Genomic DNA, 26,344 nt, shown 5'->3' with positions numbered 1-26,344 from the left:
CAACCGTTCGGGAAGAGGGAACATATGTCGGTCACCGCCGATGCCAAGGAACTGCACAGCGACATCACCCGGCTGCGCCACCAGCTGCACCAGGAACCGGAGATCGGACTGTCCCTCCCGCGCACCCAGGAGAAAGTGCTCAAAGCCCTCGACGGTCTGCCGTACGAGATCACCCTCGGGCAGAGCACGACGTCGGTCACCGCCGTCCTGCGCGGCGGCGCACCGCACGCGCCGGCCAGCAAGCCGGTGGTCCTGCTGCGGGCGGACATGGACGGTCTCCCCGTCCAGGAGCGCACCGGCGTCGACTACTCCTCCCGGCTCGACGGCGCCATGCACGCCTGCGGCCACGACCTCCACACCTCGATGCTGGCCGGAGCCGCCACCCTCCTGGCCGAACGCCGCGGGCAGCTCGCCGGCGACGTCGTCCTGATGTTCCAGCCGGGCGAGGAGGGCTACGACGGCGCGGGCCACATGATCCGCGAGGGCGTGCTGGACGCCGCGGGCCGCCGCGCGGACGCCGCCTACGGCATGCACGTGTTCTCCTCGCTGGAGCCGCACGGCCAGTTCGCCACCAAGCCGGGCGTCATGCTCAGCGCCTCGGACGGGCTCTTTGTCACCATCCTGGGCGCCGGCGGCCACGGCTCCGCCCCGCACGCAGCCAAAGACCCCGTGACGGCGGCCGCCGAGATGGTGACCGCTCTGCAGGTCATGATCACGCGGCAGTTCAACATGTTCGATCCCGTGGTGCTGACCGTCGGCGTCCTGCAGGCGGGCACCACCCGCAACGTCATCCCCGAAACCGCCCGCATCGAGGCCACCGTCCGGACGTTCTCGCATGCCTCCCGCGAACGGATGATGACCGCCGTCCCCACGCTCCTGCAGGGCATCGCCCACGCCCACGGGCTGGAGGTCGACGTCGAATACCGCCCCGAATACCCGCTGAGCATCACGGACGAGAACGAGACCGCCACCGCGGAACACACCATCCGGAACCTGTTCGGCGACTCCAGGGTGACCCGCTGGGCCACGCCGCTCAGCGGATCCGAGGACTTCTCCCGGGTGATGGACGAGGTGCCCGGCACCTTCATCGGGCTCAGCGCCGTCGCACCCGGAGCGGACCACACCGCCACCCCGTTCAACCACTCCCCCTATGCCACGTTCGACGACGGCGTCCTCGCCGACGGCGCGGCGCTGTACGCGGAGCTCGCCATTGCCCGGATCGCAGCCCTGGCCGCTGCCGCCCCGGCTTCCCCCGCTTCCTAGCCCACTTCCTTCGGAGACACCATGACCACCATGACTGACCCGCAGCTGGCCCGCCGGGCCGCCACGCGCAAGACCATCTTCGGCACCGGCATCGGCAACGCCGTCGAATGGTACGACTGGGCCATCTACGCCACGTTCACCCCGTTCATCGCCAGCCAGCTGTTCAGCAAGGCGGACCCCGCCTCGGCCGTGCTGGCCACCCTGGCGATCTTCGCCGTCGGGTTCGTGGCCCGGCCGCTCGGCGGGTTCCTGTTCGGCTGGATCGGCGACCGCGTCGGCCGCAAGACGTCGATGACCCTCGCCGTGGGCCTCGCCTCGCTGGGCAGCCTCCTGATCGGCATCGCGCCGTCCTTCGCAACCATCGGCGCCTGGGCGTCGCTGCTGCTGCTGGTGGCCCGGCTGGTCCAGGGCCTGGCCCACGGCGGCGAGCTGCCGTCGTCGCAGACGTACCTCTCCGAGGTGGCCCCGAAGGAGAAGCGCGGCCTGTGGGCCACCCTGATCTACACCTCGGGCACGGTGGGAATCCTGGCCGGCACCCTGCTGGGCGCGGTCCTGAACATGACCCTGAGCACCGAGGCCATGAACGACTGGGGGTGGCGCATTCCGTTCCTGGTGGGCGCCGCCATGGGCCTGTACGCCCTGATCATGCGCTCCAAGCTGCACGAGACCGAGGCGTTCGAGGGCGAGACGGCGTCAGAGAAGCGTGCCGCGATCTGGCCGCAGATCGTGCGGCACCGCAAGCAGGCGCTCCAGGTCATCGGGCTGACGGTGGGCCTGACGGTGATCTACTACATCTGGGGTGTGGTGGCCCCGAGCTACGCGGCCACCACACTGAAGATCGACCGCGGCGAGGCGCTCTGGGCCAGTGTGGTCGCCAACATCGTGTTCATCGCCGCCCTGCCCTTCTGGGGCAAGCTGTCCGACCGGATCGGCCGCAAGAAGGTGCTGTGGGCCGGCGCGGCCGGAGGCGCCGTCATGCACTTCCCCATGACCTGGCTGCTGAAGGATTCGGCCTGGCAGCTGGCCGTGGGCATGTCCGTCATGCTGATCTTCATCGCCGCCAGCGCAGCGATCGTCCCCGCCGTTTACGCGGAGCTGTTCCCCACCAGCATCCGGACCATCGGTGTGGGCGTGCCGTACTCCATCTGTGTGGCCGTGTTCGGCGGGACCGCCCCGTACCTGCAGACCTGGCTCGGGACCATCGGCCTGGCCAACGTGTTCAACGTCTACGCCGTGGGGCTGCTGCTGGTCAGTGCGCTGTTCGTCTTCACCATTCCGGAGACCAAGGGCAAGGACCTGACGCACTAGAAATTTCGCAAGCAAGTCCGGGCACATCCGCGGGGTGTGCCCGGACTTTGCATGTGCGGCGGTAACCGCAAGACCGCCGTCGGGCGGGGCAGGTGTCTAGACTGGGCCGGACAGGTGGACGCGGGGGCAACCTCCGCCTGGTGCAGTGCCCACGACCGCCGCCGCGGGGAGCCCCCAGCAGTCCCGGGGCCTGGAGGAAGGGGTCACCCGAGTGAACCAGGCAGCAAACGAAGACTACGCCACGGAACTGGCGGAGATTCTTGAACTCCGGGACGTCCCCGCCCCGGAGGTGGCCCGGATCGTGCGCGGCGTTGAAAGCCGCCTCGCAGAGTCCGGGGAGGACCCCGTTGCCGCGTTCGGAACCCCCGGCAAGTACGCAGACAACTTCGCGCCCAGGTCCCGGATGGTCCGGTTCTGGATCCTCATCGCCTCCTCGGTGACCCTGGCATCCGGAGGAACACTGCTGTTGATCTCCGGAGTGTTCGGGCTGCTGTCCCCGGCCCACAGGTTGTGGGGCCTGCCGGCCTGGACGCGGGTGGTGCTCGGCGCAGCGGGCATCACGCTGTTTGTGGCGCTGCTCCTGGCCGAAGGGGTGCGCGCACGGCGGCGCGCCTCCGGCCGGACTGTCTGAACCGCTGCTGATCGAGTCGGAGCAGGACCAGGCATTCCCGGCAGTCACAAACCCTGAACAAACCAGTCTCGGTTGACGCCAACACACCACACTCCTAGGATTTCACTGAGCGGTATTTATATTCCGCATCATGAAACATAGGCTGGGTGGCATCTAGTGATTCTCTGTCAGACAGCAAAATGAGAGGGTAGCTCACCATGCCTTACCTCTGCCTGCTCCTGTCAGGAGCCGCGCTGCTAATTAACGGCATGGCCCTCCTGGGCCGGGTTCCCCAGCGGGACTCTGCCGTGTTCTCCGCGCTGATAGGCACCGCCCAGCTGGCGCTGGGCGTCACATATCTCGGCACGTCAGCCGGCGGTGGCCCACAGTTCGTTCTTGGCGCGTCCGGAATGTTCCTTTTCGGATTGACGTATTTATACGCCGGATTGGACGGGCTGCTCCAGCTCGGTTCAAAAGGGCTGGGCTGGTTCAGCGGCCTGGTCGGAGCGCTGGGAATCTTTTTCGCAGCCGAGTGGTCCCGCGACGACCCGCTGCTGAGCGTCCTATGGCTGGGCTGGGCATTCTTGTGGACATTGTTCTTCCTCCGGATGGTTCTCGGATACGAGGCTCTAGCACCGTTCACTGGCTGGGCGCTTGTGCTGACGAGTCAAGTAACGGCGACGGTCCCGGCGCTCATGGGGCTGAGCGGGCACTGGCCCCGCGGTCAGGGAGTGGCGCTGGTGACCGCCGGGGCGATCGGGGCGCTCCTCGTGACCGCTGCAGCTCTCGCCTGGCCCAGGGGTGTGCCGCCGCGGGCCTTGCCGCGGGCGATACGTACGCAAATGCACAACTGATCTCCAACCTCGAGAGGAAAGCAGAATCGTGAAATTCGCGCGACTAGGTGCCGTCGGTGCCGAGACTCCTGCCATCGTGGACGGTGGCACGTTCTATTCACTGGCCGGAATCACCCCGGACCTGGACGGGGCCTTCTGGTCCTCGGGCGGTCCCGCCCGCGCGGCGGCGGCCCTGGCGGCCGGGGAACTGCCGGAAATGGATGCCACGGGCCTCCGGATCGGCGCACCCATTGCCCGGCCTGCTTCCGTGCTCGGTATCGGATTGAACTACGCCGCACACGCCGCCGAGTCGGGGTCGGAACCACCAGCGGCACCGATCCTGTTCCAGAAGGCGGGCAACACCGTCGTCGGCCCTAATGACCCTGTTGCGATCCCGCGCGGTTCGACCAAAACCGACTGGGAAGCCGAGCTGGGTGTTGTTATCGGTACCCGCGCGTCCTATCTCGATTCACCCTCGGAGGCGCTCAGCCACATCGCCGGTTTCGTCACGGTTAACGACCTGTCGGAGCGAACCTTTCAGCTGGAGGGTCCCGGTGGTCAGTGGTCCAAAGGCAAGAGCTGCGCCGGCTTTTGCCCCACCGGCCCCTACCTGGTCACGCCTGAGGAGGTCGACGCCGGAGACCTCCGGCTGCGCAGCTGGGTCAACGGTGAACCGCGCCAGGATTCCTCCACGCGGGACATGATCTTCGACGTCGCCACCATCATCCACGACCTTAGCCAGTACATGGTGCTGGAACCGGGCGACCTGATCTGCACCGGGACCCCTGAGGGCGTGGCCATGTCCGGCCGCTTCCCCTATCTCAAGGCCGGAGACGTTGTGGAGATAGAAGTGGCGGGCCTTGGACGCCAGCGCCAGGAGTTCATCCGGACCTGAAAAGCCAACGAGCTTGACCCCCATCCTCAGGGCAGGCAGGGCGGCAACCGCCTGCCTGCTGATGGCGGAGGGGTTGGTTATCTCAAGTTTCGATGCAGTAGCTTCGGAGTTCCGCAATTTTTGCCGTCTTCGACGCGCCGGCGAAGCGGAAGGCATGGCTGAAGGCCACGCGCTTGCCTCCCGCTTCCAGGTAGCCGTCGCAGGACGCAAGGCGGCCGTGGGTGATGACTGAGGTGATTTCGACGCGCTCGGGCTCGAAGGGAGGCTTGGCTTTCCCTGCCGCCTCCGGGCCGCTGTGGATGGCTGTTCCGACGATCGACCACCTGGCGTCGCTGGCGAGCCAGTCGGACATGGCTGCTTCGTCGCCTGCAGCCCAGTTGACGGTGAAATCTCCCACGATCCCGACTCGAGGGGCATTGCCGCAGCCGGTGGGCAGCTTGATCTCCATTGCTTTTCCTTTCATGTCCCTGCTCTGCGGCTGGGCGACCTGCGTGGAATCAGCATGTCGAGACTCCCGACGCGCTGAACAATTTGGCGAAAGAGATTGGGATGCACCTGCAAGCGTGTGCGAGGCTCCCCGCTATGTGCCGACGCTGGCGTATTTACCGTTCAGTTCTCGCCTCGCGGTTGGCCCTGGGGCGCGCACCCCGTCAGCGGGACTGCAGCCAAAACCGTTATTACGGCAGCTTCTAGCAAACGCCTGCGTTTCGTCATTTCTACCCCCAAGCAGAATTGTTGTGTTGCCCAGCCTAAAGCCGCAGAAGAAACAAAGCATCGGTCCTTCCATTGCGCATGGCGCTCAGTCCTCGTTTGAACGAGGCGCCCGTGCTCTGCCCGGGGGCTGCAACGTCAGGTCATTGGCGGCGGCAGAGAGCACGTCCCGGTCCCATTCCGGTAAAGAACCCGTCCCCGATAAGTACATCCGGACCGATTCGAGCTCAGCGTTCCCGCCAAGGCTGATGAAGTGTATCCACAGGACGAACGGGTTGATGCCCAGCTCCTGCACTACGGCCCCGGTCAAAGCCTGCTGATCGTTTTCCTCCATGAACACCCCTCCCAGCTATGCCGGTCCACGCCCGGGGCCGGACCCTACGCAAGGGATTCGTGGACTGCGCCCCTCAGGACGGGTCACCATTGCTGAACGCCGCCCAGCGGTTTACGGGTCAGTGGAGATTGAGCAACCCCGCCAGGTGTTCGGCGGCCGTACCGCGTGCCGCAGCTTCCACCAGGTTTTCCGCGACCACATGAAGCTTGGCGTTGGTCTGCTGGCTCGCAGCGGCCAAGACGTCAAATGCCGCAGGACCGTCAATTCCCCTCAGCGCCATGACGATTCCCTTCGCCTGCTCGATGAGGTCCCTATGCGCATACACGCGCTCGATAGCCTCTTGGGCGGCGTCCTGGGATTCAATGCGCAGGCTTTGAGTCACGTCCACCATGAACCCACGCACGTGATCCACCTGGCCGGTGGGCCCGGCTTCGGCCTGAAGCGCCGAAAAAACTCGTCTCTCCTTGCCACGGATGTCGTTGATCCGATGCAACAACGCCCCCTGTCCCCCACCTTTCAGGAGCTCAGCCCAAACCGCGAGCACCTGCCCACGGTCCAACAGATGTTTGTGGGCCATGAAGAGTTCGAAGGTAGGCACCACCTCCCCCGGGTGCAGCCCGTGCATGCCGAACATACCCTCGGACCACTCCATCGTGCGCGTGGGGATATGGAATTCGAAGGTTCCCGACGGACACGTCGCTCCGGGCTGTAACGGAAAGAGATACGTCTCAAGCTTCGACCACATCTGATCCTCCGATAGAGGAAAGGCGCAAGGGCCTCCAGCCAACGCGTCCTCACGGGCAAGTGCCCAACCGTTTTCACAGTCGAAACAGACTATAGGAGAGACAGTGGAGCCGCGGTAGTGCCCCCTAGACCCTGCCAGTACGGGACACCTGTGGTGGCGGAGGCCGCTATTGGTCGTATTCCACGTCAGTGAAGGCTGAGACTGTCGGCCTCATTTGAGCCCACTTTGTGGGTGGATTGCTCTCAACCGTAGTTATGCTGTGTCGATGTCAACTGATGGTGCGCCAGGCCGCGGTGATTCCGAACGGGACGATCGGACGCGCCAAGAGGAATAAGAGGGTTACACACTGGCACCCTCCACCGGGGCAACCAACAGGTACTGGAAGGACCCGTCGTGAACAGAATCGAGACTGTCTCGGCCCAGCAGCTGCCTTATACGTTCCGCCCCGGTTGCCCCGTGGCCGTCCGGGATCTGGCGGAGGTAACCTTCGACCATCTCGGCTTCAACGGCGCCCAGCACGAGGGCCGCATCATCGTCCACCAGGCGATCGCCGGAGCTTTCCTGGAGGCGATGGCTGCCGCCCGTGACTTGGGTTTCCCGATCCGGCAGGCAGTCCCGATCGATGACGCAGCCTTCCGTGGGGACGATGAGGCCTCGATGGCGGCCGACAACTCCTCCGGCTTCAACTACCGCACCATCGCCGGCACGGACACCGTCTCCATGCACGCGCTGGGACTGGCCGTGGACATCAATCCGGTGCTCAACCCATATCTGGCCCATGACGGGGTCTGGTATCCGGAGGCGACTCACATCGAGCGCGTCACACGGCCAGGAGTCTTCACCTCGGACCACCCACTGACAGCGGCATTCATCGAGCTGGGCTTCGAATGGGGCGGATCCTGGGACCGGCCCGACTACCACCACTTCCAGTGGGCAGGACCGCTGCCCGGACCGCGGTACCTTCGTCCAGGCGCTCCGCAATGATGGCTAAACGGCAGCATCAGCAATAATGCCCGCTGGAGGTTCCTTGGGTTCTTGCGGTGATTGCAACACTTAGCGGATGGGTGTTGTCGTGGCGAGGTACTCGATTTACGTAAGGCCGGATCTTCTGCAGCTCTTTTGGGCCGGGATGCAGGCCGGTGATTTCATCACGGACGCTGTTGCGCCGATCAATACGAGCAGGCGGACCGGGCGCCGGGTCCTGGCCGAGGCCGGCGGTGTCCGACCACGCCGCGGCCGGGGTCTGAAGGGCAGGTGCCTGACCTTCGCCCAGCGTGAGGAGATCGCGGTGCTGCGCGCCCAGGGACATTCGCTGCGCCGGATCGGGGCCGTGGTCGGCAGGTCGGCCTCGACGGTGTCCAGGGAGCTGCGGCGCAATTCGGTGGCCGGGTTGCCTTACCGGGCGACGTCGGCTCACGCTCTGGCGTATGAGCGGGCTTCGCGGCCGAAACCGGCGAAACTGCACACCAACACGGTGTTGCGTGCGAAGGTGGAAGAGGACCTGAAAAAGAAGTACTCGCCTGAGCAGATCGCTGGACGCCTGCGGGTTGAGTTTCCCGATGAGCCGGAGATGCGGGTGTCACCTGAGACCATTTACCAGTCGCTCTACGTTCAGTCCCGCGGAGCGCTCAACCATGATCTGGCCGCGTGTTTACGAACCGGACGTGCGCTCAGGCAGCCCTGCAGGAAGGCCGGCCAGCGGAAAAACCGGATCCCGGGGATGATCAATATCTCCGAGCGACCCGCCGAGGTTCAGGACCGTGCGGTGCCAGGGCATTGGGAGGGTGACCTGATTATCGGCAAGGGCAACCAGTCCGCGATCGGGACCCTCGTGGAGAGAACCACCAACTACACGATGCTCGTGCATCTGCCGGACGGATACAAAGCAGAACCAATGCGCGACGCCCTGGCCGCGAAGATCAAGACGCTCCCCGAGGCGCTGAGGCATTCACTCACGTGGGACCAGGGCATCGAAATGCAGGACTGGAAAACCGTGAAAATCGACGCCGGTATCGACATTTACTTCTGCGATCCGCACTCACCCTGGCAGCGCGGCATCAACGAAAACACGAATGGCCTGCTGCGGCAGTACTTCCCGAAAGGCACCGACCTGAGCATCCACAGCGCCGAAGACCTCGACTGGGTCGCCCAGGAACTCAACGACCGGCCACGCAAAAGACTAGAGTTCAGAAAACCGATCGAAATGATCGAAGGACTCCTGTTGCAATGACCGCCTGAATCCGCCGTTCCCTAAACGCTATGACTCAGACTGCCTCGAAACGCTAGGAATTCGAGACGGCAAGGTTTCGCGACACTGTGAGAACCGATCATTGCTCTTGTTTCCGCATTCCCACTGGCCGTGTCCTACAAAGACTGATTGCCCAGCCGAGACGATGTTCAGACTGATTGGGCCCCGTTAGCAGTCCAGCGTCTATGCGATAGCTAACGGGGGCCCAATCAAGGGAGCTTGGGCTGGAGTGTTTGATGCTGTTGGTGTGGACGAGTTTGAGCAGGGTCGACGCTAACGCCTATGAGAGCTCCCTGCCAGACCACACATAGCCCATCTGCGCAGCGTGGGTTGCAAGAATTGTTGTCGCTATGGCAGCAGGACCGCGCCAGAGATTGAGCTTCCGACCCAGAATCGGCTCCTTGACTCTGTCTGGGAACTCATCAGTGAAGAATGTAGCCCCGTTAGTAACCCCCATGGGGCCGAGCATGTTGCTCAGCTCCGTTATTTTGCTGCTGGGAAGCTCTACAGCGACAAGCCAGGCTGCATTGACAGCATCGGGGAACCGGCTGTTGACGGTTTCAGCTGCTAGTTGACGCCCCAGTTCGCGCGAGTTGGGAAGTGGTGAACCCAGAATTTCTGCACTGAATTGTGAGACGAAGTCGCCCAGTTTATCTGCCTCATAGCTCTCCCCACGGTTGAAATCGTAGGTTTCAGCAGTGGCAAGCATCTGCTGCACCTCAGCTATCTGTCGGTTAGTCGCTCGGCGCTTCTTCGCGCTGAATGAGAATGCCATCGGGAGATCTCCTCTAATAAGTTTGGCCCGGAGTTGGAGCCGAGTCATTGAAATCTAGGAACTCATCAACGAATCGCTGCGGGTTGGGAACACCAACGGCTAGCTCATTGCGTACAAGTTTGCGAGGTGCATGGGTTGTGCGCCGGAGCCAGGGTTGAGGGGTTCAGTTCGAGCTGCATGAGTCAAAAATAGCAAGTTCCACTGACAAATTGGTTTTTCTCTAGAACCCTCTAGAATGTCTCGGAACCCTTGGGATCTGAGAGGTCTCACCGGCGGTGTCGAGGCGGTCACGTACCCCGCCTGAATTTCGCCAGATCCCGATCGACTTTCCGGCGTCGGCGGTTCTCATAACTACGGCTCGAAACCATCTGGTTAAATGGACGTATTCAAGGTCAGTTATGAGACATCCAGAGGCGGACATGACGAAACTAATCGGCTACGCACGCGTTTCAACGCGGCAACAGTCCACCGACCGGCAACAAGTAGATCTGTTGGCAGCAGGCGTGCGCCGGGATGACCTCTACATCGACCACGGGGTATCCGGGGCACGGTCATCGCGGCCGCAGTTCGACCGGGCCCTGGACGCACTGGAGGAGGGAGACACCCTCGTCATCACAACCTTGGACAGGCTCGGACGATCCACCCAGAACATGCTCGCCTTCGCCGACACCCTCCGCACCCGGGGCGCCGGGCTCAGAGTCCTGAATCTCGGCGGGGGCGATGTCGACACCTCAACACCGATGGGGTCGATGGTGTTCACGGTTATGGCCGCTCTCGCCCAAATGGAACACGAGATCAAACGGGAACGCGTCACCGACTCCATCAGGAAACGGCGGGAAGCCGGGCTCAACCTGGGCGGTCGGCCCCGCCGAATCACCGATAGTCAGATCCGAAGCGCCGTTCGCCTGGTAGAAGGCGGCGTACCCGCGGCCCAGGTTGCACGGGACCTCGGGATGTCCCGTGCGACGTTCTACAGACGCTCCCGAGACCTCAAGTTATAGACCAGACCTCCCAACTGCTCCTCCCCCGGGCTCGGGCGGGCTGCTGCGGCCTTGAGCGCCTTGCTAACGGCGTCCGGGCCTTGATCCGAAGACGGTCCCTGGCGGTTGCTTACTGGGCGGAAGCCTCGCGCCCGAACTGGAATTGGCAAAGATTCCAAAGCCAAACGCAAGAACGTAGCTGAAGGCGTTGAAGGCCAGCGAGTGGGTCACTGGCCCGACTCCACGGCGGCCAACCTTCAGGGTCATCTACGGTGAGGGGCTGCCCAGGTGTTTGGTGCGCCTCTTTCGCCGTCAATCCAGCAAGGATATGGTTCTCTCAACTAGGGAATTCTGGTTTGATGCGGCTTTTGTTCAGCTCACTGCAAACGAGGTAATTCGAGTGGAAGATTCGATCAGCGCTCCAGCCATAGATCCCCGAAAGAAGCGGTTCGGTCGCCTCATCGAACGCAACGACGGCCGCGATGTGCCCTTCTACGACGGCTCCCCCGTGGAAGTCGCCACCTGGAAATGGCTCCTTATCATCGCTTCGTGCGTGGTTGGTTTCGCTGCGCTGATATTCCTTCCCCAGGAAACAAATGTTTTGGCACTCCTTCCCCGGTTCTTGTTCGTCGCTATTCCCATGGCCGTGTTTATCGGGCTGACAGGGCCGTTCTGGAAGTCAATCTTCTACAAGCCGACCGGCGCGGACTACCGTGACATGGTCATCTTTTGGCTCCTCAACCTGGCCGTGAGCTTCGTGGTGGGCTTGATCGTCTCGTCGATCTTCGGCGCAAACGCCAACAAAGCCACAGACGGGGTCCTGGAACGCGGCCCCGGCGAGGTAGTCGCGTTCTACGTTGGAACCGGCATCCAATTGCTCGGTGAGGAAGTCTTCACGATCCTGCCGCTCTTGGCGGTCATGTATTGGCTCTACACCAAGGCACGGCTGAACCGCACAACGTCCATGCTCCTGGCCTGGTTGATCACAGCAATCTGGTTCGGCGCCGCCCACCTCCCAACCTATGGATGGAACGTCGCCCAATCCCTCTTGGTCATCGGCACAGCACGAATCGTGCTCACTCTGGCCTTCCTACGAACAAAAAACATCCTCGTCTCCACAGGCGCTCACATACTCAACGACTGGGTCACATTCAGCCTGGTCCTCGTGGCCGCCGCCACCGCGGGAATCTAAGACCCCACCGGCAGAGACAACCCATGGAAACGATCAACCCCGGCGTCAGCGCGGGGGACTGCCCCCGGTTTGGACACTCCTCGGAGGCAACGGGCAGGGACCTGCGTACGGGGCCGCACTGCGGCGGCCCGCTTACGAGCCAGTTTCGTCGGCGATAACCGTGATGGCGATCTTGCCGCGCACGTCCCCGGATTCGAGCCGGCGCATGGCCTCCGGCACCTCATCGAGCGGGTACGTCCTGTCACGGCTCGGTATGACGTGGCCGGCCTCAAGCAGAGGCGTGAGCCGTTCGAGGTCGCTGGCGCGTTCCTTGGAAGCCAGCATGGCCAGGCGCTGGCGTACAAACAGGGACACGAGGGGTGCGCGCATGGACCGGCCGAAGCCTCCCGTCCACTTGCCGCCCTCCTCCCCGCCGACAACGACGGCCGTCCCCGTGGGAGCCAGTGCGCGGCGCAGCCGGGAAAGCTTCGGGTTGCCGCCGATATCGAGGATCACATCGTAGCGGCGTGCACCGTCGGCGAAGTCGTCCGCCGCATAGTCCAGGACATGCTCCGCCCCAAGGGACCGCATCAGTCCGGCCTTTGTGGCGCTGCCCACGCCGGTGACCTCAGCCCCCAGGTACTTCGCCAGCTGCACGGCATAGCTCCCGACGCCGCCTGAGGCGCCCAGGACCAACACCTTCGCACCGCGCTCCACCCGACCGGCGTCGAGGGCCTGGAGGGCGGTGCCCGCTGAGATCGGCACCGCCGCGGCCTGCTCGAACGAGAGATTTGAGGGCATGGGGGCCAGCTTGTCCTCCAGCGCGGCGGCGTACTCGGCGAACGACCCCCGAGACATCCCGTAGACCTTGTCCCCCACAGCGAACCGGGTCACCGCGGAGCCGACGGCGGCGACGGTGCCGGCGACGTCGATTCCCGGCACGCTGCTCTTCGGCCTGCGGAACCCGAACCCGATGATGCGCATGAGGTAGGGGCGGCCGGTCATCAGGTGCCATGTTCCGCGATCCATGCCCGCTGCGTGGACGCGGACCAGCACCTCGTTGTCGGCAATGTTCGGCCGTGCAGTCCGGCCGGGCCGGAGGACGTCGACGGAACCGTACGCTTCCTGCACGATCGCCCGCATGGTGTCGTCCGCGGCAACCGTGTTCTCTGCGGCCGCGGCACTGGTCTGGTCTGTCATTCCGGGTTCCTTCCAGGGTGTTTTCGTACTTAGTACGGTTAATGTATCGTACTAAGTACGAAACCGTCTATGGCATCAGGAAACCGGAGTGTGGAATGCCTGCAGGAGACCTCCCCAGCCGCCCCCGGCTCAGCCGGGAGCTGGTGCTGCGCGGCGCCGTCGCGGTTGCCGATTCCGGCGGCATTGGCGCCCTGACCATGCGTTCTCTCGCGGACGCGCTGGAGGTCAAGCCGATGTCGCTCTACCACCACGTGGCTAACAAGGATGAAGTCCTGGACGGGATCGTTGACATCGTTTTCAGCGAGATCGACCTTCCGGTGATCGGCGGCGACTGGCACACCGAGATGCGACGGCGGGCCACGTCCGCCCGTGAGGCGATGCGGCGCCACCCCTGGGCGATCGGCCTCGTGGAGACGCGGACCAGCCCCGGCCCGGCGACGCTGAAGCACCACGACGCCGTCATCGGCACCCTGCGTGCGGCGGGCTTCTCGCTGGAAATGACCGCCCACGCCTACGCGGTGATCGACGCGTACGTGTACGGCTTCGCCCTCTCGGAAGCCACCCTGCCGGTCAACGGCCCGGAAACTGTGGCCGAGGTTGCCGGGCGCATGCTGAGCCTCTATGCCTCCGGGGACTACCCGCACCTCGCCGAGTTCTCGATCGAGCACGTGATGAAGCCCGGCTATAACTACGGCGCGGAGTTCGAGTTCGGGCTGGACCTGGTCCTCGACGGCCTCGCGAGGTCAGTCCAGGGCACCGGCTGACGTTCCTGCCCAGTTACTCCGGCCCGCAGTCCCCGAAAGCCGGGCAGTTCCGCGGGTTTCCGGGGATCGTCTGCGGCGGCGGCTGTGCCGGCACCGGGTAACTGGGCAGGAACGCTACGCCGGGGTCCGAAGCAGGCGCCCAAGCCAGCCAGCGTGCGGCGATGGCCGCGTTCAAGGTGCCGTTCTCAGCCGGACCAGCCGGACGATGTGGACGGTGACCAGGCCGACGCCAGCAGCGACCAGTGCGGCATCAACCCAACGGAAGGGTTCGGCCAGCAGCCGGTACACCGCAGGGACCATGACAAGCACGGCGATCCCGATCCCGATCAACGCCCCGGCCTTAATGGACCGACGCTCGTCGGCCGTTCTTTGCTTCCGTGCACGCTGCATCATTGCGCTGCCCCCTCAGGCTCTGGTGCCCTCGAGCCTAGCCGAGGGCAAGTCGCGGCCTGGACTTTCGGCGGGCCCGGCCGCGCCGTCAACTTCACCGGCGGCGCAGCGGCCAAGGCTTCCATCCCCCGGGCACGTCCCGCAGCCGGATCGTCCGGGTCTCCTCCGGTTCGGCACGGGCCCAGTCCGCCAGCATGGCAACGAGGCCCCGGATGGATTCGTCGTCGGCGCTGCGCAGGCCTCAAGCAGGCGGCCCGTCTCGAACTGCCTCTCCCGGTTGCCCACCAGCGGCGGGGCCCCTTCGTAGGCGGTCCACCGCGCGTCCGGCCGCAGCCAAGCGATGGTGTTTCCGGCGAAGACGGCCGCCGCCGCGCCGAGCGCGCCGTCGGCCGCAAGCCGGGCACCGTGCTCATGCAGGAACGAGATGAGCCGTTCCGGATCCGATGCCAGGTCTCCGGCCCGCACGCCGTGGGCTTCACAGAAGTCAACGAACGGGGCGTAGCCTCCCACGTGCCGGACGGCCGACGTCGGGGCCTCGGCTTCGCGGTAGAGCGCCCTGCCGCGGGGCATCGGCTCCGGCAGCCCGCCGGGCTCCCCCTCGAACACATCCTCAGCCTGCGCCATACGGCGATCCTAGTTCCCCGGGCGACGCGGCCGCGTCACCCGCCCACGTAGGCGGCGAGGTGTTCCCCGGTGAGGGTGGACCGGGCGGCCACCAGATCGGCCGGGGTGCCCTCGAAGACCACCTGGCCGCCCTCGTGCCCGGCACCGGGACCCAAGTCGATGATCCAGTCGGCATGCGCCATGACCGCCTGGTGGTGCTCGATCACAATGACCGACTTGCCGGATTCCACCAGCCGGTCCAGGAGGCCCAGCAGGTTCTGCACGTCGGCCAGGTGCAGGCCGGTGGTGGGCTCGTCGAGGACGTACACGTCACCCTTCTCCGCCATCTGGGTGGCCAGTTTGACGCGCTGGCGTTCGCCGCCGGACAGCGTGGTGAGCGGCTGGCCGAGCGTGAGGTAGCCGAGCCCGACGTCCACCAGCCGGTCAAGGATCTTGTGCGCCGCCGGTGTTTTCGCCTCGCCGGCACCGAAGAACTCCTCGGCCCCGGTCATGGACATGGCCAGGACGTCGGCGATGTTGCGGCCGCCCAGCGTGTACTCCAGGACCGACGCCTGGAACCTCCGGCCCTCGCAGTCCTCGCAGGTGGACTCCACCGTGGCCATAACACCCAGTTCGGTGAAGATGACGCCCGCGCCGTTGCAGGTGGGGCAGGCGCCCTCGGAGTTGGAGCTGAAGAGTGCCGGCTTCACGCCGTTGGCCTTCGCGAAGGCCTTGCGGATCGGCTCCAGCAGGCCCGTGTAGGTGGCCGGGTTGCTGCGGCGGGAGCCCTTGATGGCGCCCTGGTCGATCACCACCACACCGTCGCGGCCCGCCACCGAGCCGTGGATCAGCGAGCTTTTCCCGGACCCGGCGACCCCCGTGACCACGCACAGCACCCCGAGCGGAACGTCGACGTCGACGTCCTTGAGGTTGTGCGTCGAGGCGCCCCGCACCTCCATCGCGCCCGACGGCGTCCGCACCGCGTCCTTGACCTTGGCCCGGTCGTCGAGGTGGCGGCCGGTTATGGTGTCACTCGCCCGCAGCCCCTCCACGCTTCCCTCGAAGCAGACCTCGCCGCCCCCGGTGCCGGCGCCGGGGCCCAGGTCAACCACGTGGTCGGCGATGGCGATGGTCTCCGGTTTGTGCTCGACGACCAGCACGGTGTTGCCCTTGTCCCGCAGCTGCAGCAGCAGCTGGTTCATCCGCTCGATGTCATGCGGGTGCAGGCCGATGGTCGGCTCGTCAAAGACGTACGTGATGTCCGTCAGGGAGGAGCCCAGGTGCCGGATCATCTTGGTGCGCTGCGCCTCGCCCCCGGAAAGTGTGCCCGCCGGCCGGGCCAGGGAGAGGTAGCCCAGCCCGATTTCGGCGAACGAGTCGAGCAGGTGCTGCAGACCCGCCAGCAGCGGCGCCACCGACGGTTCGTCGAGCCTCCGGACCCACGCGGCGAGGTCGCTGATCTGCATGTCGCACAGGTCCGCGATGTTCTTGCCCTCGATCCTTGCGCTCCGGGCCTCCGGGCTGAGCCGTGTGCCCTCGCATTCGGGGCAGGGCTGGAACGTGATGGCCCGTTCCACAAACGCCCGGATGTGGGGCTGCATCGCGTCGACGTCCTTGGAGAGCATCGACTTCTGGATTTTCGGGATCAACCCCTCGTAGGTGAGGTTGATGCCCTCGACCTTGATCTTGGTGGGCTCCTTGTAGAGCAGGTCGTTCAGTTCCTTCTTGGTGAACTTCGCGATCGGCTTGTCCATGTCGAAGCCGGCGCCGCTGAAGATGCGCCCGTACCAGCCGTCCATGCTGTAGCCGGGCACGGTCAGCGCGCCTCCGGCAAGCGATTTGGTCTCGTCGTAGAGCGCCGTCAGGTCGAAGTCGGACACCGACCCCATGCCCTCGCAGCGCGGGCACATGCCGCCCAGGTACACAGCGTTCTGCACCACGCTCTTCTCCACCCTGCCGCCGGCCTTTTCGGTGCTCATCACCCCGCTGGCCTTGCGCGTCGGGACGTTGAAGGAGAACGCCGTCGGGGGCCCGACGTGCGGCGTTCCCAGCCGGCTGAAGAGGATGCGGAGCATCGCGTTGGCGTCCGTGGCGGTGCCGACAGTGGAGCGCGGGTTGGCGCCCATCCGCTCCTGGTCGACGATGATCGCCGTCGTGAGTCCCTCGAGATGGTCGACGTCGGGCCGCGCCAGGGTGGGCATGAACCCCTGCACGAACGCGCTGTACGTCTCGTTGATCATCCGCTGCGATTCGGCGGCGATGGTGGCGAACACCAGCGAACTCTTGCCGGAACCGGATACACCCGTGAACACCGTCAGGCGGCGTTTGGGGATCTCAATGCTGATGTCTTTGAGGTTGTTCTCCCGGGCGCCCTGCACCCGCAGGAGGTCGTGGCTGTCAGCAACATGCACCGCAGGCGCCTGGCTGTCCGTCGTCGAGGCCATACGTGTCCACTCTCCATCTGTCGGGCGGGACCGGGGGCCCGCAGCGGCCCGGTACTGCCCACTCTAGTTGGTGCTCTTTGTGACGTCCGTCAGCCAGGTGAGGGCGTCATTCCGGGAGGTGAAGAAGGCGTGCGGGTAGTGGGTGTGCCGGCTCATGGCGGCGGCGACCACCCGGTCCACGGCGCTGGATCCGAGAACGGCGATGGCGAGCACCCCGGTGGTCCGGGCGAACTCGTACCGGGCCGCGGCGGTGATCTCGACGTCGGTCATTTCCGAGAGCATCGGCAGCGGGATGCCGCCGCTGATCTGCTCGACGGCGCGCATGGCGTCCCTGGCGTCGTCGACGTCGACGAATGATCCCGGCCGCCAGACGGATTCAATGATGCCTGCGCGCACGCTTAAGGAGTTCTTCCCCTCAGCGGCGACTGCTCGTTCCGGCATCATCGAGTTCATTGTAGGCCTGAGCTGGGACGATGCCCGCCAGACGCGCAAAAGGGGCCCTTCCGGCCCGGACTCTCGGTCCGGGCCGGAAGGGCCCCTCGTGTGAACTACAGCGTGGAGGTGTCGATCACGAAGCGGTACCGCACGTCGGAGGCGAGCACCCGCTCGTACGCCTCGTTGATCTTCTCGGCCGGGATGACCTCGATCTCGGCGCCGAGGTGGTGCTCCGCGCAGAAGTCGAGCATTTCCTGCGTTTCCCGGATGCCGCCGATCATGGAGCCGGCGAAGGACCGGCGTCCGCCGATCAGGGCAAATGCGTTCACCGGCAGCGGTTCGGCCGGGGCGCCCACGTTCACCAGGGCGCCGTCGAGGCTCAGCAGCTGCAGGTAGGAGCTGATGTCGATCGAGGCGCTCACCGTGTTGATGATCAGGTCGAAGGAGCCCGCAAGGTCGGCGAACGTGTTCTCATCACTGGTGGCGTAGTAGTGGTCCGCGCCGAGGCGCAGGCCGTCTTCCTGCTTCTTCAGCGACTGCGAGAGGACCGTGACCTCGGCGCCCATGGCGTGGGCGAGCTTGACGGCCATGTGGCCCAGTCCGCCAAGCCCGACGACGGCGACCTTCTTGCCGGGGCCGGCGCCCCAGTGGCGCAGCGGCGAGAAGGTGGTGATGCCGGCGCAGAGCAGCGGCGCGGCGACGTCGAGCTCAATGCCCTCGGGGATCTGCACCACGAAGTCCTCGGTCACCACCACGTGCGTGGAGTAGCCGCCCTGGGTGATGGTGCCGTCGCGGTCCACGGCACCGTAAGTGCCCGTGTTTCCGGCGAGGCAGTACTGCTCCTCGCCCTTCTGGCAGTTGACGCATTCGCGGCACGAGTTGACCATGCAGCCGACGCCGACGCGGTCGCCGACGCTGTGCTTGGTGACGGCCGAGCCGACCTCGGTGACGATGCCGGCGATTTCGTGGCCCGGTGCGAGCGGGTACTGCTGCGGGCCCCAGTCGCCGCGGACAGTGTGGATGTCGGAGTGGCAGATACCGGCGAACTTGATGTCGATCAGGACATCGTGCGGGCCGACGTCCCGGCGCTCGATGGTGGTCGGCGCGAGGGGCTCTTCCGCGGACGGAGCGGCGTAAGCGTTAACGGTAAGCATGGGTCTCCTGCTTGTTGTTGGTTCTGGGGGTCACCCCCGGCGTCCCGCACGGGGTGGGTGCGGCCTGCTGGCCCGGACGTCGTCGGGGGCATCTTCCATCAAACACCATCGGGCCGCCGGTGCGGGAGTCCCTGCTGATAGGGGTACTGGCAGGGCACCCCTTAGCGCCGCAGCTGCCGGCTACCCGATGAGCGCCAGCACCGCGCCGGCCGCCACGACGCCGCCGGCCGCCGCACGGACTCCGGTCACCGTCCCGTCGCGGTGGGCGGAGACCTGGGTCTCCATCTTCATCGCCTCGAGCACGACGACGGGATCCCCCGCCGAGACTGTGGCGCCCGGTTCGACGAGCCACTTGACCACGGTGCCGGCCATGCCCGCGCGGAGCTCCCCCGGGTCCGCGGCGGCACCGCGACCCCCGGACGGGCCGCCGTCGGAGTCTCCGTGCGCGGCGCCGTCCACGGACACGCCGGCGGGCAGCGGTCCGCCGGAGCGCGCCCAGCCGTCCAGGAGGTCCGCCGGCAGTCCGACGGCCATCCGGCGGCCGTCCACCTCGACCGTGATGGTGCGGCGTTCGCCGTCGGGCGCTGTGGTGCTGTAGTCCGGGTCGGCCGGAATGCTTTCCGCGAAGTCGGTCTCGATCCAGCGGGTGTGGATGCCGAGGCCGGTCTCGGACGTGAAGTCCGGCGATTCGAGCACGGCACGGTGGAACGGCAGCACGGTGGAAACGCCGGTGATGCTGATTTCCGCGAGGGCACGGCGGGCGCGGCGCAGCGCCTGCTGCCGGTCCGCCCCGGTGACGATCAGCTTGGCCAGCAGTGAGTCGAACTGCGGCGGGACGAAGGAGCCGGAGCGCACCCCGGTGTCCAGCCGGATGCCGGGGCCGGTGGGGCCGGCGAACTGGTCCACGGTGCCGGGCGAGGGCAGGAAGCCGCGCCCCACGTCCTCGGCGTTGAGCCGGAATTCAAACGAGTGACCGCGCGGCGCCGGGTCCTCGGTGATGCGCAGCGGTTCGCCCGCGGCGATGCGGAACTGCTCCTGCACGAGGTCGATCCCGGTGGTTTCCTCCGTGATGGGGTGCTCCACCTGCAGGCGGGTGTTGACCTCAAGGAACGCCACAGTGCCGTCCGCGGCCACCAGGAATTCCACGGTGCCGGCGCCGGAGTAGCCGGCGGCGCGGCAGACTGCCTTGGCGCCGGCGTAGATCTGGCGGGTCTGGTCCGCGGTGAGGAACGGCGCGGGCGCCTCCTCCACCAGTTTCTGGTGCCTGCGCTGGAGCGAGCAGTCGCGGGTTCCGACCACCACCACGTTGCCGTGTGTGTCCGCGAGGACCTGCGCCTCGACGTGCCGGGGCCGGTCGAGGTAGCGCTCCACGAAGCATTCGCCGCGGCCGAAGGCCACCACGGCCTCGCGGACGGCGGAGTCAAAGGCCTCCTCCACCTCGTCCAGGGCGCGGACCACCTTCATGCCGCGGCCACCGCCGCCGAAGGCCGCCTTGATGGCGATCGGCAGGCCGTGCTGTTCGGCGAAAGCCCGGGCCTCGGCGGCGGTTTCCACCGGGCCGTCGCTGCCGGCGACCAGCGGGGCGCCGGCCTCGACGGCGGTCTCGCGGGCGGTGATCTTGTTGCCGAGCAGCCGGATGGCGTCCGGCGAGGGGCCGATCCAGGTGAGTCCGGCGTCGAGGACAGCCTGGGCGAACTCGGCGTTTTCGGAGAGGAACCCGTAGCCGGGGTGCACGGCGTCGGCACCGGAGGCGGCCGCTGCGGCGAGCAGCTTGGGGACGTTGAGGTAGGTGTCGGCCGGCGAGTTGCCGCCCAGGGCGTAGGCCTCGTCCGCGGCGGATACGTGCAGGGCGTCGGCGTCGATGTCCGCGTAGACGGCGACGGAGGCCAGCTGCGCGTCGTCGCAGGCCCGGGCGATCCGGACGGCGATTTCTCCGCGGTTGGCGATCAGGACCTTGCGCATCAGTTACTCGCTTCTTGTTCGGGGGTGGCGTGTTCGGGGGCCGCGGCGGCGGCGGTTATCTCGTCCGGGACCCAGCGGAAGCGGATTTTGCCGCCGATCGGGACCTGGGCGGCGCGGTCCAGCTGGGAGTCGACCACCACGGCGATCACCGGGTAGCCGCCGGTGATCGGGTGGTCGGCCAGGAACAGCACGGGCAGTCCTTCCGGCGGGACCTGCACGGCACCGGCGACGGTGCCCTCGGAGGCGAGTTCACCCTGGCGGGTGCGCTGCAGCGGGGTTCCCTGCAGGCGCATTCCCACCCGGTTGGACTGCGGCTTGACGTCCCAGTCCTGGCTGCAGAAGGACGCCAGCGCATCAGCGTCGAACCAGTCGGCGCGGGGGCCGGGGACGACGTCGAGCACGGTGACCCCGGCGTACGGGAAGTCAGGCTGCAGCTCGGGGTGCCCCACGACGCCGGATTCGGCTTCCCCGCCGGCGGCGAGGTGCTGGCCGGCGGCCAGCGGGGCGGGGCCGATCCCGGACATGGTGTCCGTGGAGCGGCTGCCGAGCACCGGCGGGGTGTCCACGCCGCCGCGGACGGCGAGGTAGCTGCGGAAACCGCTGTGCGGGGCGCCGATGGCCAGGGTCTCGCCGTCCAGCAGGGCGAAGGGGGTGGCCATGGGCACGGTCCGCTCTGCCGGACCGGAGTCGTCCCCGCCCGGCGTTTCGATGGTCAGCTCCGCGGGCGCTCCGGTGACGGCGAGGACCTGGTCCCCGACGGCCTGGACGGTGAGGCCTCCGGCGACGGTCTCCACGGCGGCGGCCGACGGCGCGTTCCCCACCAGGCGGTTGGCCCGGCGCAGGGAGGCCCGGTCCAGCGCGCCGGCGGCGGAAACGCCCAGGCCCGAATGGCCAAAGCGGCCGAGGTCCTGGATCAGGCTCTGCAGGCCCGGTGAGACGATCCGCAGGCCGGAGGTAACCTCCGGGGCGGGGGTGTGGGCCGGCTGTTTTGCTGCCAGGGTCACGGTGGCCCGCACGGCGCGGAACTGCACCCGCTGCCCGGGCGCGGCCAGGGCGGGCTGTTCCCGGTCCAGGTCCCACATTTTCGCGCCGGTGCGGCCGATCAGCTGCCAGCCGCCGGGCGAGCGGCGCGGGTACACGGCCGAGTAGTTGCCGGCCAGCGCCACGGAACCCGCGGGCACGGCGGTGCGCGGCGAGCTGCGGCGCGGCACTTCGAGGGCCTGGTTCTCCCCCACCATGTAGCCAAAGCCCGGCGCGAAGCCGGCAAAGGCCACGGTCCAGACCTGCCCGGTGTGGGCGGCGATTACGCCGTCGCTTCCCAGGCCGGTCAGCTCCCCCACCTCGGCGAGGTCCTCGCCGTCGTACACGGTGTCGATGACCACCAGCCCGCCGTCCCGGTGCACAGGGGCGGTGAGGTCGAGCTGGAGCAGCCGGGCGGCGATCCGCCGGGCAGCGACCGGGGAATCCGCGGTGACCAGCACCGTCTGGGCCGCGGCGAGAACGTCCAGCTGGCCGGGCAGCGGCTGCTCCAGGAGCAGCGCCTGGAGGGCCAGCACCTCGCCCGTTCCGGCGAGCTCGGCGAGCACCGCGCGGGTTCCCACCGCCCGCACGGAGCTCACTTTGGAACCTGCCGCCTGCTGTACTGCCAGGGTGTCGCCCGCTGTCTCAATCATCAGTTGCCTTCATGGTTGCCGGTGCCTCGGATGGGATCCGCGCCGCTCAGGCGTGGGCGAATGCTGCCGTGCTGATGCCGGCGGCGGTCAGGGCCTCGCGGACGGCGCCCGCCATGGCGACGGCGCCCGGGGAGTCGCCGTGCACGCAGATGCTCTCGGCGCGGATCTTGAGGATGGAGCCGTCGATGGTGCGGACGGCCGAGTCGGTGGCCATCCGGAGGACATGCTCCGTCACCTCCGCGTGGTCATGCAGCACGGCGCCGGGCAGCGTGCGGGAGACCAAGGTGCCGTCCGGGTTGTAGGCCCGGTCCGCGAACGCTTCGGTGACGGCGCGCAGGCCGGCGGCCTCGGCCAGCCGGAGCACTTCGGATCCCGGCAGACCCAGGATGGGCAGGTTCGGGTCAACGGACTTGACGGCGTCGACGACGGCTTTCGCCTGGGCGGTGTGCGCCACGATCGCGTTGTAGAGGCCGCCGTGGGGCTTGACGTAGGTGACCGTGCCGCCTTCCGCGGCCGCCAACGCCTGCAGCGCGCCGATCTGGTAGACGACGTCGTCCGCGAGTTCGATCGGGTCGATGTCCAGGAAGCGGCGGCCGAAGCCGGCAAGGTCGCGGTATCCGACATGGGCGCCGATCACGACGCCGGCAGCCACTGCCTCGCGGCAGGTCTTCCGGATCACGCTGGGGTCGCCGGCGTGGAAGCCGCAGGCCACGTTTGCGCTCGAAACCGAGCGGAACATCGCCGTGTCGTCCCCCAGGCTCCAGCGCCCGTAGGACTCGCCGACGTCGCTGTTCAAGTCAATGGTTGCCACTTTGTGATCCTCGTCTCATTGGTGTTCCTTATCTAGGATGCACCAAAATCCCGGATTGTTCAACAATCCTAAGATTCGACGATAAGGCAGGGGTGTACATTCTGAGGTATGACCAGCGCCCACCCGGAATTTCGTGGCACTGCCGGTCCGGCCGCCCCCGGCGGGGCTACTCCAGTCGGGACCAAGGCGGGCGGCCCGGCCGGCACGGCCCTGGCGTCTGCGGCCCGGATGCGCGTGGCCACCCCCTCCGTGGCGGACCGGGTCGCGGCCGAGCTGCGGCTGCAGCTGGCCGAAGGGCTGCTGCTGCCGGGCGCGCGGCTGACCGAATCCACCATCTCCGAGGAGCTTGGGGTTTCCCGCAACACCGTCCGCGAGGCCTTCGCGGAACTCGCGTCCGAGCGGCTGGTGGTCCGGCACCCCAACCGCGGGGTATTCGTCGCCAGCCTGGGCCCGGGCGACATCCATGACGTCTATACCGTGCGCCGGTTCATCGAGGTGAGCGCCATCCGCGGCGGCGGGAGCCCCGCCCGGATCGCCGCCGTCCGCGCGGCCGTGGATGAAGGCCGCGCCGCGGCGGCAGCGGACGACGAGGAAGCCCTCGGCACCGCCAACCAGCATTTCCACCGGGCCATCGTGGCACTGGCGGAGAGCCGGCGCCTCGACACGATCATGGCGCAGGTCCTGGCCGAGATGCGGCTGTTTTTCCACAAGGCCACGGTGGACGCGCACTTCTACCGCGGCTACCTCGCGGACAACGATGAAATCTGCCGGGCCCTGGAGGCCGGGCAGCTGGAGCGTGCCGGCGAGCTGCTCCTGGCCTACCTGAACCGGTCGGAAGAAAGGCAGCGTGCCGTCCACGGCGAGTAAACTCCCGGCCGGTCATTGTTGAACAATTCCTTGCGTGGATTGTTGAACAACCTGTACAGTGGCAGAAGACAACCGTTGTGACCCAGGTCACCCAACTGTTTGGACCTCCCCATGGAAAACACCACTGTCAAGGCCGCCCTCAAGCCGGCCGCCCGGCGTTCGGCCCTCCTGGGCGCCATGTTCCTCATGGCTACCAGCGCCATCGGCCCGGGGTTCATCACCCAGACCACGGCCTTCACAGTCCAGCTCGGTGCCGCGTTCGCGTTCGCGATCCTGGTGTCCATCCTGGTAGACATCGCCGTGCAGGCGAACGTCTGGCGGATCATCGGCGTCTCCGGCTTGCGGGCCCAGGAGCTCGGCAACAAGGTCCTCCCCGGGGTGGGCTGGTTCCTCGCCGCACTGGTCTTCCTGGGCGGCCTGGTCTTCAACATCGGCAACATCGCCGGAACCGGCCTCGGCGTCAACGCGATGATGGGCGTGGACCCCAAGATCGGCGGCGCCCTCTCCGCCGTCCTGGCCATCCTGATCTTCCTCAGCAAGCGGGCGGGAGTGGCCCTTGACCGGATCGTGGTGATCCTCGGCGCCCTGATGATCCTCATGACACTGTACGTGGCCATCGTGTCTGCCCCACCGGTGGGCGAGGCGCTCAAGAACACCGTGATGCCGGAGAAGATCGACTTCCTGGTCATCACCACCCTGATCGGCGGCACCATCGGCGGCTACATCACCTACGCCGGCGCCCACCGCATGCTGGACACCGGCGTCACCGGCGTCAAGCACGTCAAGCAGATCACCCAGAGCTCCATCGTGGGCATCCTGGTCACCTGCGTCATGCGCATCCTGCTGTTCCTGGCCATCTTCGGCGTCGTCGCCGGCGGCGTGGCCCTGACCGGCGACAACCTTGCCGCCTCCGCCTTCCAGGCCGCCGCGGGAGAGATCGGCATGCGCGTCTTCGGCGTGATCCTGTGGGCCGCCTCCATCACCTCCGTGATCGGCGCCGCCTACACCTCGGTCTCCTTCGTGACGAAACCGACCACCAGGGAGCGCACCCGCAACCTGATCACCGTCGGCTTCATCGCCTTCTGCAGCGTGGCCTACCTGCTGATCGGCCAGGCCCCGCAGCAGCTGCTCATCTTCGCGGGCGCCTTCAACGGCCTCATCCTCCCCGTCGGCTTCGGCGTGCTCCTGTGGGTGGCCTGGCGCCGCCGGGACCTGATGCACGGCTACGTCTACCCCAAGGGACTGCTCGTCATCGGCATCGTGGCCTGGCTGCTGACCCTGTTCCTCGGCTACAGCTCGCTGGCCAGCCTGGCCAAGCTCTGGGCCTAACCAATGGATGCCCCAATGCTGAACGTGCCGTCCGCCGTCCGCTCCCCCGCAGACCCGGCAGCGCTGCTCCCGGCCGAGGCGCGGGCCCTGTTCCGGGCCGGCCTCGTGACGCCGACCTCCGGCTGGAGCAGCGGCTACGCGCAGGCCAACCTGATCATCGTGCCCAAGGCGCAGGCCTTCGACGTCCTGCTGTTCGCCCAGCGCAACCCCAAGCCCTGCCCTGTCCTGGGGGTGCTCGACGCCGGCGAAACCTCAGGGACGCTGCTGGCCGGCGGGGACATCCGCACCGATGTGCCCAAGTACGTGGTGTACCAGGACGGCCGGAAGGTCGATGAACCTACGGACATCACGGAGCACTGGCGCGATGACCTCGTGACGTTCATCGTGGGCTGCAGCTTCACCTTCGAGTCCGCCCTCCAGGCCAACGGGATCCGGGTGGCCCACATCGACCAGGGCGTGAACGTGCCGATGTACCGCACCGCCGTCCGCTGCGAGCCGGCCGGAGGGATGGCGGGCCCCTTGGTGGTCTCCATGCGCCCCATCCCGGCGTCGCAGGTGGCCGACGCCGTCCGCATCACGTCCCGCTATCCGGCCGTGCACGGCGCCCCGGTCCACGTGGGCAACCCGGCGGAGCTGGGCATCGCTGATCTGGGCCGCCCGGACTTCGGCGACCCGGTGCGGATCCCGGACGGGCATGTGCCGGTCTTCTGGGCGTGCGGCGTGACGCCCCAGGCCGCCGTCATGGAATCCCGCCCGGCGCTGGCCATCGGCCACGCCCCGGGGCACATGCTCATTACGGACGCTCGCGACTCGTCCTACCAGGTCCCGTAGCCGCGGGG

26 protein-coding genes are annotated in these 26,344 nt (G+C 66.9%); 13 read left to right on the top strand and 13 right to left on the bottom strand.

All coding sequences use genetic code 11. The features are described 5' to 3' along the window. The first annotated feature begins 24 nt into the window (after nt 1-24). The 5 genes from AR539_RS02580 (at nt 25) to AR539_RS02560 (ending at nt 4,909) form a co-directional block, all read left to right on the top strand. Nucleotides 25-1,263: a M20 metallopeptidase family protein gene (locus AR539_RS02580; protein ID WP_066432287.1), complete on the top strand. Its 1,239-nt coding sequence runs from the start codon at nt 25-27 to the stop codon at nt 1,261-1,263. A 21-nt stretch (nt 1,264-1,284) separates the two neighbouring features. Then, nucleotides 1,285-2,571, top strand: coding sequence for an MFS transporter (locus AR539_RS02575; RefSeq protein ID WP_066432285.1), 1,287 nt, complete (start codon nt 1,285-1,287; stop codon nt 2,569-2,571). Between the two features lie 211 nt (nt 2,572-2,782). Next, the gene (locus tag AR539_RS02570) at nt 2,783-3,202 is read left to right on the top strand and encodes a hypothetical protein (protein WP_066432283.1); all 420 of its coding nucleotides are present in this window, start codon (nt 2,783-2,785) and stop codon (nt 3,200-3,202) included. 197 nt (nt 3,203-3,399) lie between these two features. Continuing rightward, nucleotides 3,400-4,035, top strand: coding sequence for an AmiS/UreI family transporter (locus tag AR539_RS02565; protein WP_066432281.1), 636 nt, complete (start codon nt 3,400-3,402; stop codon nt 4,033-4,035). A 28-nt stretch (nt 4,036-4,063) separates the two neighbouring features. Then, nucleotides 4,064-4,909, top strand: coding sequence for a fumarylacetoacetate hydrolase family protein (locus AR539_RS02560; protein WP_066432280.1), 846 nt, complete (start codon nt 4,064-4,066; stop codon nt 4,907-4,909). 82 nt (nt 4,910-4,991) lie between these two features. Here the strand turns inward: AR539_RS02560 and AR539_RS02555 are convergent, their stop codons facing one another. The 3 genes from AR539_RS02555 to AR539_RS02545 all read right to left on the bottom strand — a co-directional run bounded on the left by AR539_RS02555 (nt 4,992) and on the right by AR539_RS02545 (nt 6,588). Then, nucleotides 4,992-5,357, bottom strand: a complete 366-nt coding sequence (locus tag AR539_RS02555) for a nuclear transport factor 2 family protein (RefSeq protein WP_231728463.1) — start codon at nt 5,355-5,357, stop codon at nt 4,992-4,994. Between the two features lie 351 nt (nt 5,358-5,708). Next, a complete protein-coding gene (locus tag AR539_RS02550; RefSeq protein ID WP_157360907.1) occupies nt 5,709-5,954 on the bottom strand; it encodes a hypothetical protein in 246 nt (81 codons plus the stop codon). Between the two features lie 118 nt (nt 5,955-6,072). After that, on the bottom strand, nt 6,073-6,588 hold the full coding sequence (locus tag AR539_RS02545) for an ANTAR domain-containing protein (protein WP_231728462.1): 516 nt from the start codon (nt 6,586-6,588) through the stop codon (nt 6,073-6,075). 504 nt (nt 6,589-7,092) lie between these two features. Here AR539_RS02545 and AR539_RS02540 point away from each other — a divergent pair. Next, nucleotides 7,093-7,683, top strand: coding sequence for a M15 family metallopeptidase (locus tag AR539_RS02540; RefSeq protein ID WP_066432270.1), 591 nt, complete (start codon nt 7,093-7,095; stop codon nt 7,681-7,683). A 76-nt stretch (nt 7,684-7,759) separates the two neighbouring features. Continuing rightward, on the top strand, nt 7,760-8,929 hold the full coding sequence (locus AR539_RS02535; protein WP_066432269.1) for an IS30 family transposase: 1,170 nt from the start codon (nt 7,760-7,762) through the stop codon (nt 8,927-8,929). Between the two features lie 298 nt (nt 8,930-9,227). On the opposite strand, the gene AR539_RS19265 is transcribed toward AR539_RS02535, so the two are convergent. Then, nucleotides 9,228-9,722 carry a hypothetical protein gene (locus tag AR539_RS19265; protein ID WP_157360906.1) on the bottom strand — a complete coding sequence of 165 codons (495 nt, stop codon included), beginning with the start codon at nt 9,720-9,722 and terminating at the stop codon, nt 9,228-9,230. A 419-nt stretch (nt 9,723-10,141) separates the two neighbouring features. Between AR539_RS19265 and AR539_RS02530 the strand changes: the two genes are divergently transcribed. Together AR539_RS02530 and AR539_RS02525 are read left to right on the top strand one after the other, a co-directional pair. After that, nucleotides 10,142-10,723, top strand: a complete 582-nt coding sequence (locus tag AR539_RS02530) for a recombinase family protein (RefSeq protein ID WP_066433048.1) — start codon at nt 10,142-10,144, stop codon at nt 10,721-10,723. A gap of 379 nt (nt 10,724-11,102) precedes the next feature. Next, on the top strand, nt 11,103-11,894 hold the full coding sequence (locus tag AR539_RS02525) for a CPBP family intramembrane glutamic endopeptidase (protein ID WP_197410536.1): 792 nt from the start codon (nt 11,103-11,105) through the stop codon (nt 11,892-11,894). Nucleotides 11,895-12,026: 132 nt separating this feature from the next. Here AR539_RS02525 and AR539_RS02520 read toward each other — a convergent pair whose 3' ends face one another. Then, on the bottom strand, nt 12,027-13,073 hold the full coding sequence (locus AR539_RS02520) for an NAD(P)-dependent alcohol dehydrogenase (protein ID WP_231728461.1): 1,047 nt from the start codon (nt 13,071-13,073) through the stop codon (nt 12,027-12,029). Nucleotides 13,074-13,168: 95 nt separating this feature from the next. On the opposite strand from AR539_RS02520, the gene AR539_RS02515 reads away from it, so the two are divergent. Beyond that, complete coding sequence (locus AR539_RS02515) at nt 13,169-13,837, top strand: TetR/AcrR family transcriptional regulator (RefSeq protein WP_066432268.1); 669 nt, start codon at nt 13,169-13,171, stop codon at nt 13,835-13,837. A 171-nt stretch (nt 13,838-14,008) separates the two neighbouring features. On the opposite strand, the gene AR539_RS19260 is transcribed toward AR539_RS02515, so the two are convergent. The 8 genes from AR539_RS19260 to AR539_RS02480 all read right to left on the bottom strand — a co-directional run bounded on the left by AR539_RS19260 (nt 14,009) and on the right by AR539_RS02480 (nt 23,309). After that, complete coding sequence (locus AR539_RS19260) at nt 14,009-14,230, bottom strand: hypothetical protein (protein ID WP_157360905.1); 222 nt, start codon at nt 14,228-14,230, stop codon at nt 14,009-14,011. 12 nt (nt 14,231-14,242) lie between these two features. Continuing rightward, complete coding sequence (locus tag AR539_RS02510; protein ID WP_066432267.1) at nt 14,243-14,851, bottom strand: hypothetical protein; 609 nt, start codon at nt 14,849-14,851, stop codon at nt 14,243-14,245. Between the two features lie 35 nt (nt 14,852-14,886). Next, a complete protein-coding gene (locus AR539_RS02505; RefSeq protein WP_066432263.1) occupies nt 14,887-17,274 on the bottom strand; it encodes an ATP-binding cassette domain-containing protein in 2,388 nt (795 codons plus the stop codon). A gap of 63 nt (nt 17,275-17,337) precedes the next feature. Further along, nucleotides 17,338-17,718: a DUF7793 family protein gene (locus AR539_RS02500; RefSeq protein ID WP_082699163.1), complete on the bottom strand. Its 381-nt coding sequence runs from the start codon at nt 17,716-17,718 to the stop codon at nt 17,338-17,340. Nucleotides 17,719-17,822: 104 nt separating this feature from the next. After that, a complete protein-coding gene (locus AR539_RS02495) occupies nt 17,823-18,863 on the bottom strand; it encodes an NAD(P)-dependent alcohol dehydrogenase (protein WP_066432259.1) in 1,041 nt (346 codons plus the stop codon). Nucleotides 18,864-19,043: 180 nt separating this feature from the next. After that, nucleotides 19,044-20,825 carry an ATP-binding protein gene (locus tag AR539_RS02490; RefSeq protein WP_066432257.1) on the bottom strand — a complete coding sequence of 594 codons (1,782 nt, stop codon included), beginning with the start codon at nt 20,823-20,825 and terminating at the stop codon, nt 19,044-19,046. Continuing rightward, a complete protein-coding gene (locus tag AR539_RS02485; RefSeq protein ID WP_066432256.1) occupies nt 20,825-22,498 on the bottom strand; it encodes a 5-oxoprolinase/urea amidolyase family protein in 1,674 nt (557 codons plus the stop codon). The genes AR539_RS02490 and AR539_RS02485 overlap by 1 nt, the downstream gene beginning before the upstream one ends. Before the next feature lie 46 nt (nt 22,499-22,544). Continuing rightward, nucleotides 22,545-23,309: a LamB/YcsF family protein gene (locus AR539_RS02480; protein WP_066432255.1), complete on the bottom strand. Its 765-nt coding sequence runs from the start codon at nt 23,307-23,309 to the stop codon at nt 22,545-22,547. A gap of 228 nt (nt 23,310-23,537) precedes the next feature. Between AR539_RS02480 and AR539_RS02475 the strand changes: the two genes are divergently transcribed. The 3 genes from AR539_RS02475 to AR539_RS02465 all read left to right on the top strand — a co-directional run bounded on the left by AR539_RS02475 (nt 23,538) and on the right by AR539_RS02465 (nt 26,336). Next, on the top strand, nt 23,538-24,176 hold the full coding sequence (locus AR539_RS02475; RefSeq protein WP_066433042.1) for a GntR family transcriptional regulator: 639 nt from the start codon (nt 23,538-23,540) through the stop codon (nt 24,174-24,176). 111 nt (nt 24,177-24,287) lie between these two features. Further along, nucleotides 24,288-25,505, top strand: a complete 1,218-nt coding sequence (locus AR539_RS02470) for an NRAMP family divalent metal transporter (RefSeq protein ID WP_066433040.1) — start codon at nt 24,288-24,290, stop codon at nt 25,503-25,505. Nucleotides 25,506-25,520: 15 nt separating this feature from the next. Beyond that, nucleotides 25,521-26,336: a putative hydro-lyase gene (locus AR539_RS02465; RefSeq protein ID WP_066432253.1), complete on the top strand. Its 816-nt coding sequence runs from the start codon at nt 25,521-25,523 to the stop codon at nt 26,334-26,336. Nucleotides 26,337-26,344: the final 8 nt, after the last annotated feature.

Source organism: Arthrobacter sp. EPSL27 (assembly GCF_001512305.1).
In the GTDB taxonomy this organism is placed as follows: domain Bacteria; phylum Actinomycetota; class Actinomycetes; order Actinomycetales; family Micrococcaceae; genus Arthrobacter.
Note: the sequence above shows the minus strand (reverse complement) of the source record. Positions and strands in the feature narration are given on the sequence as shown.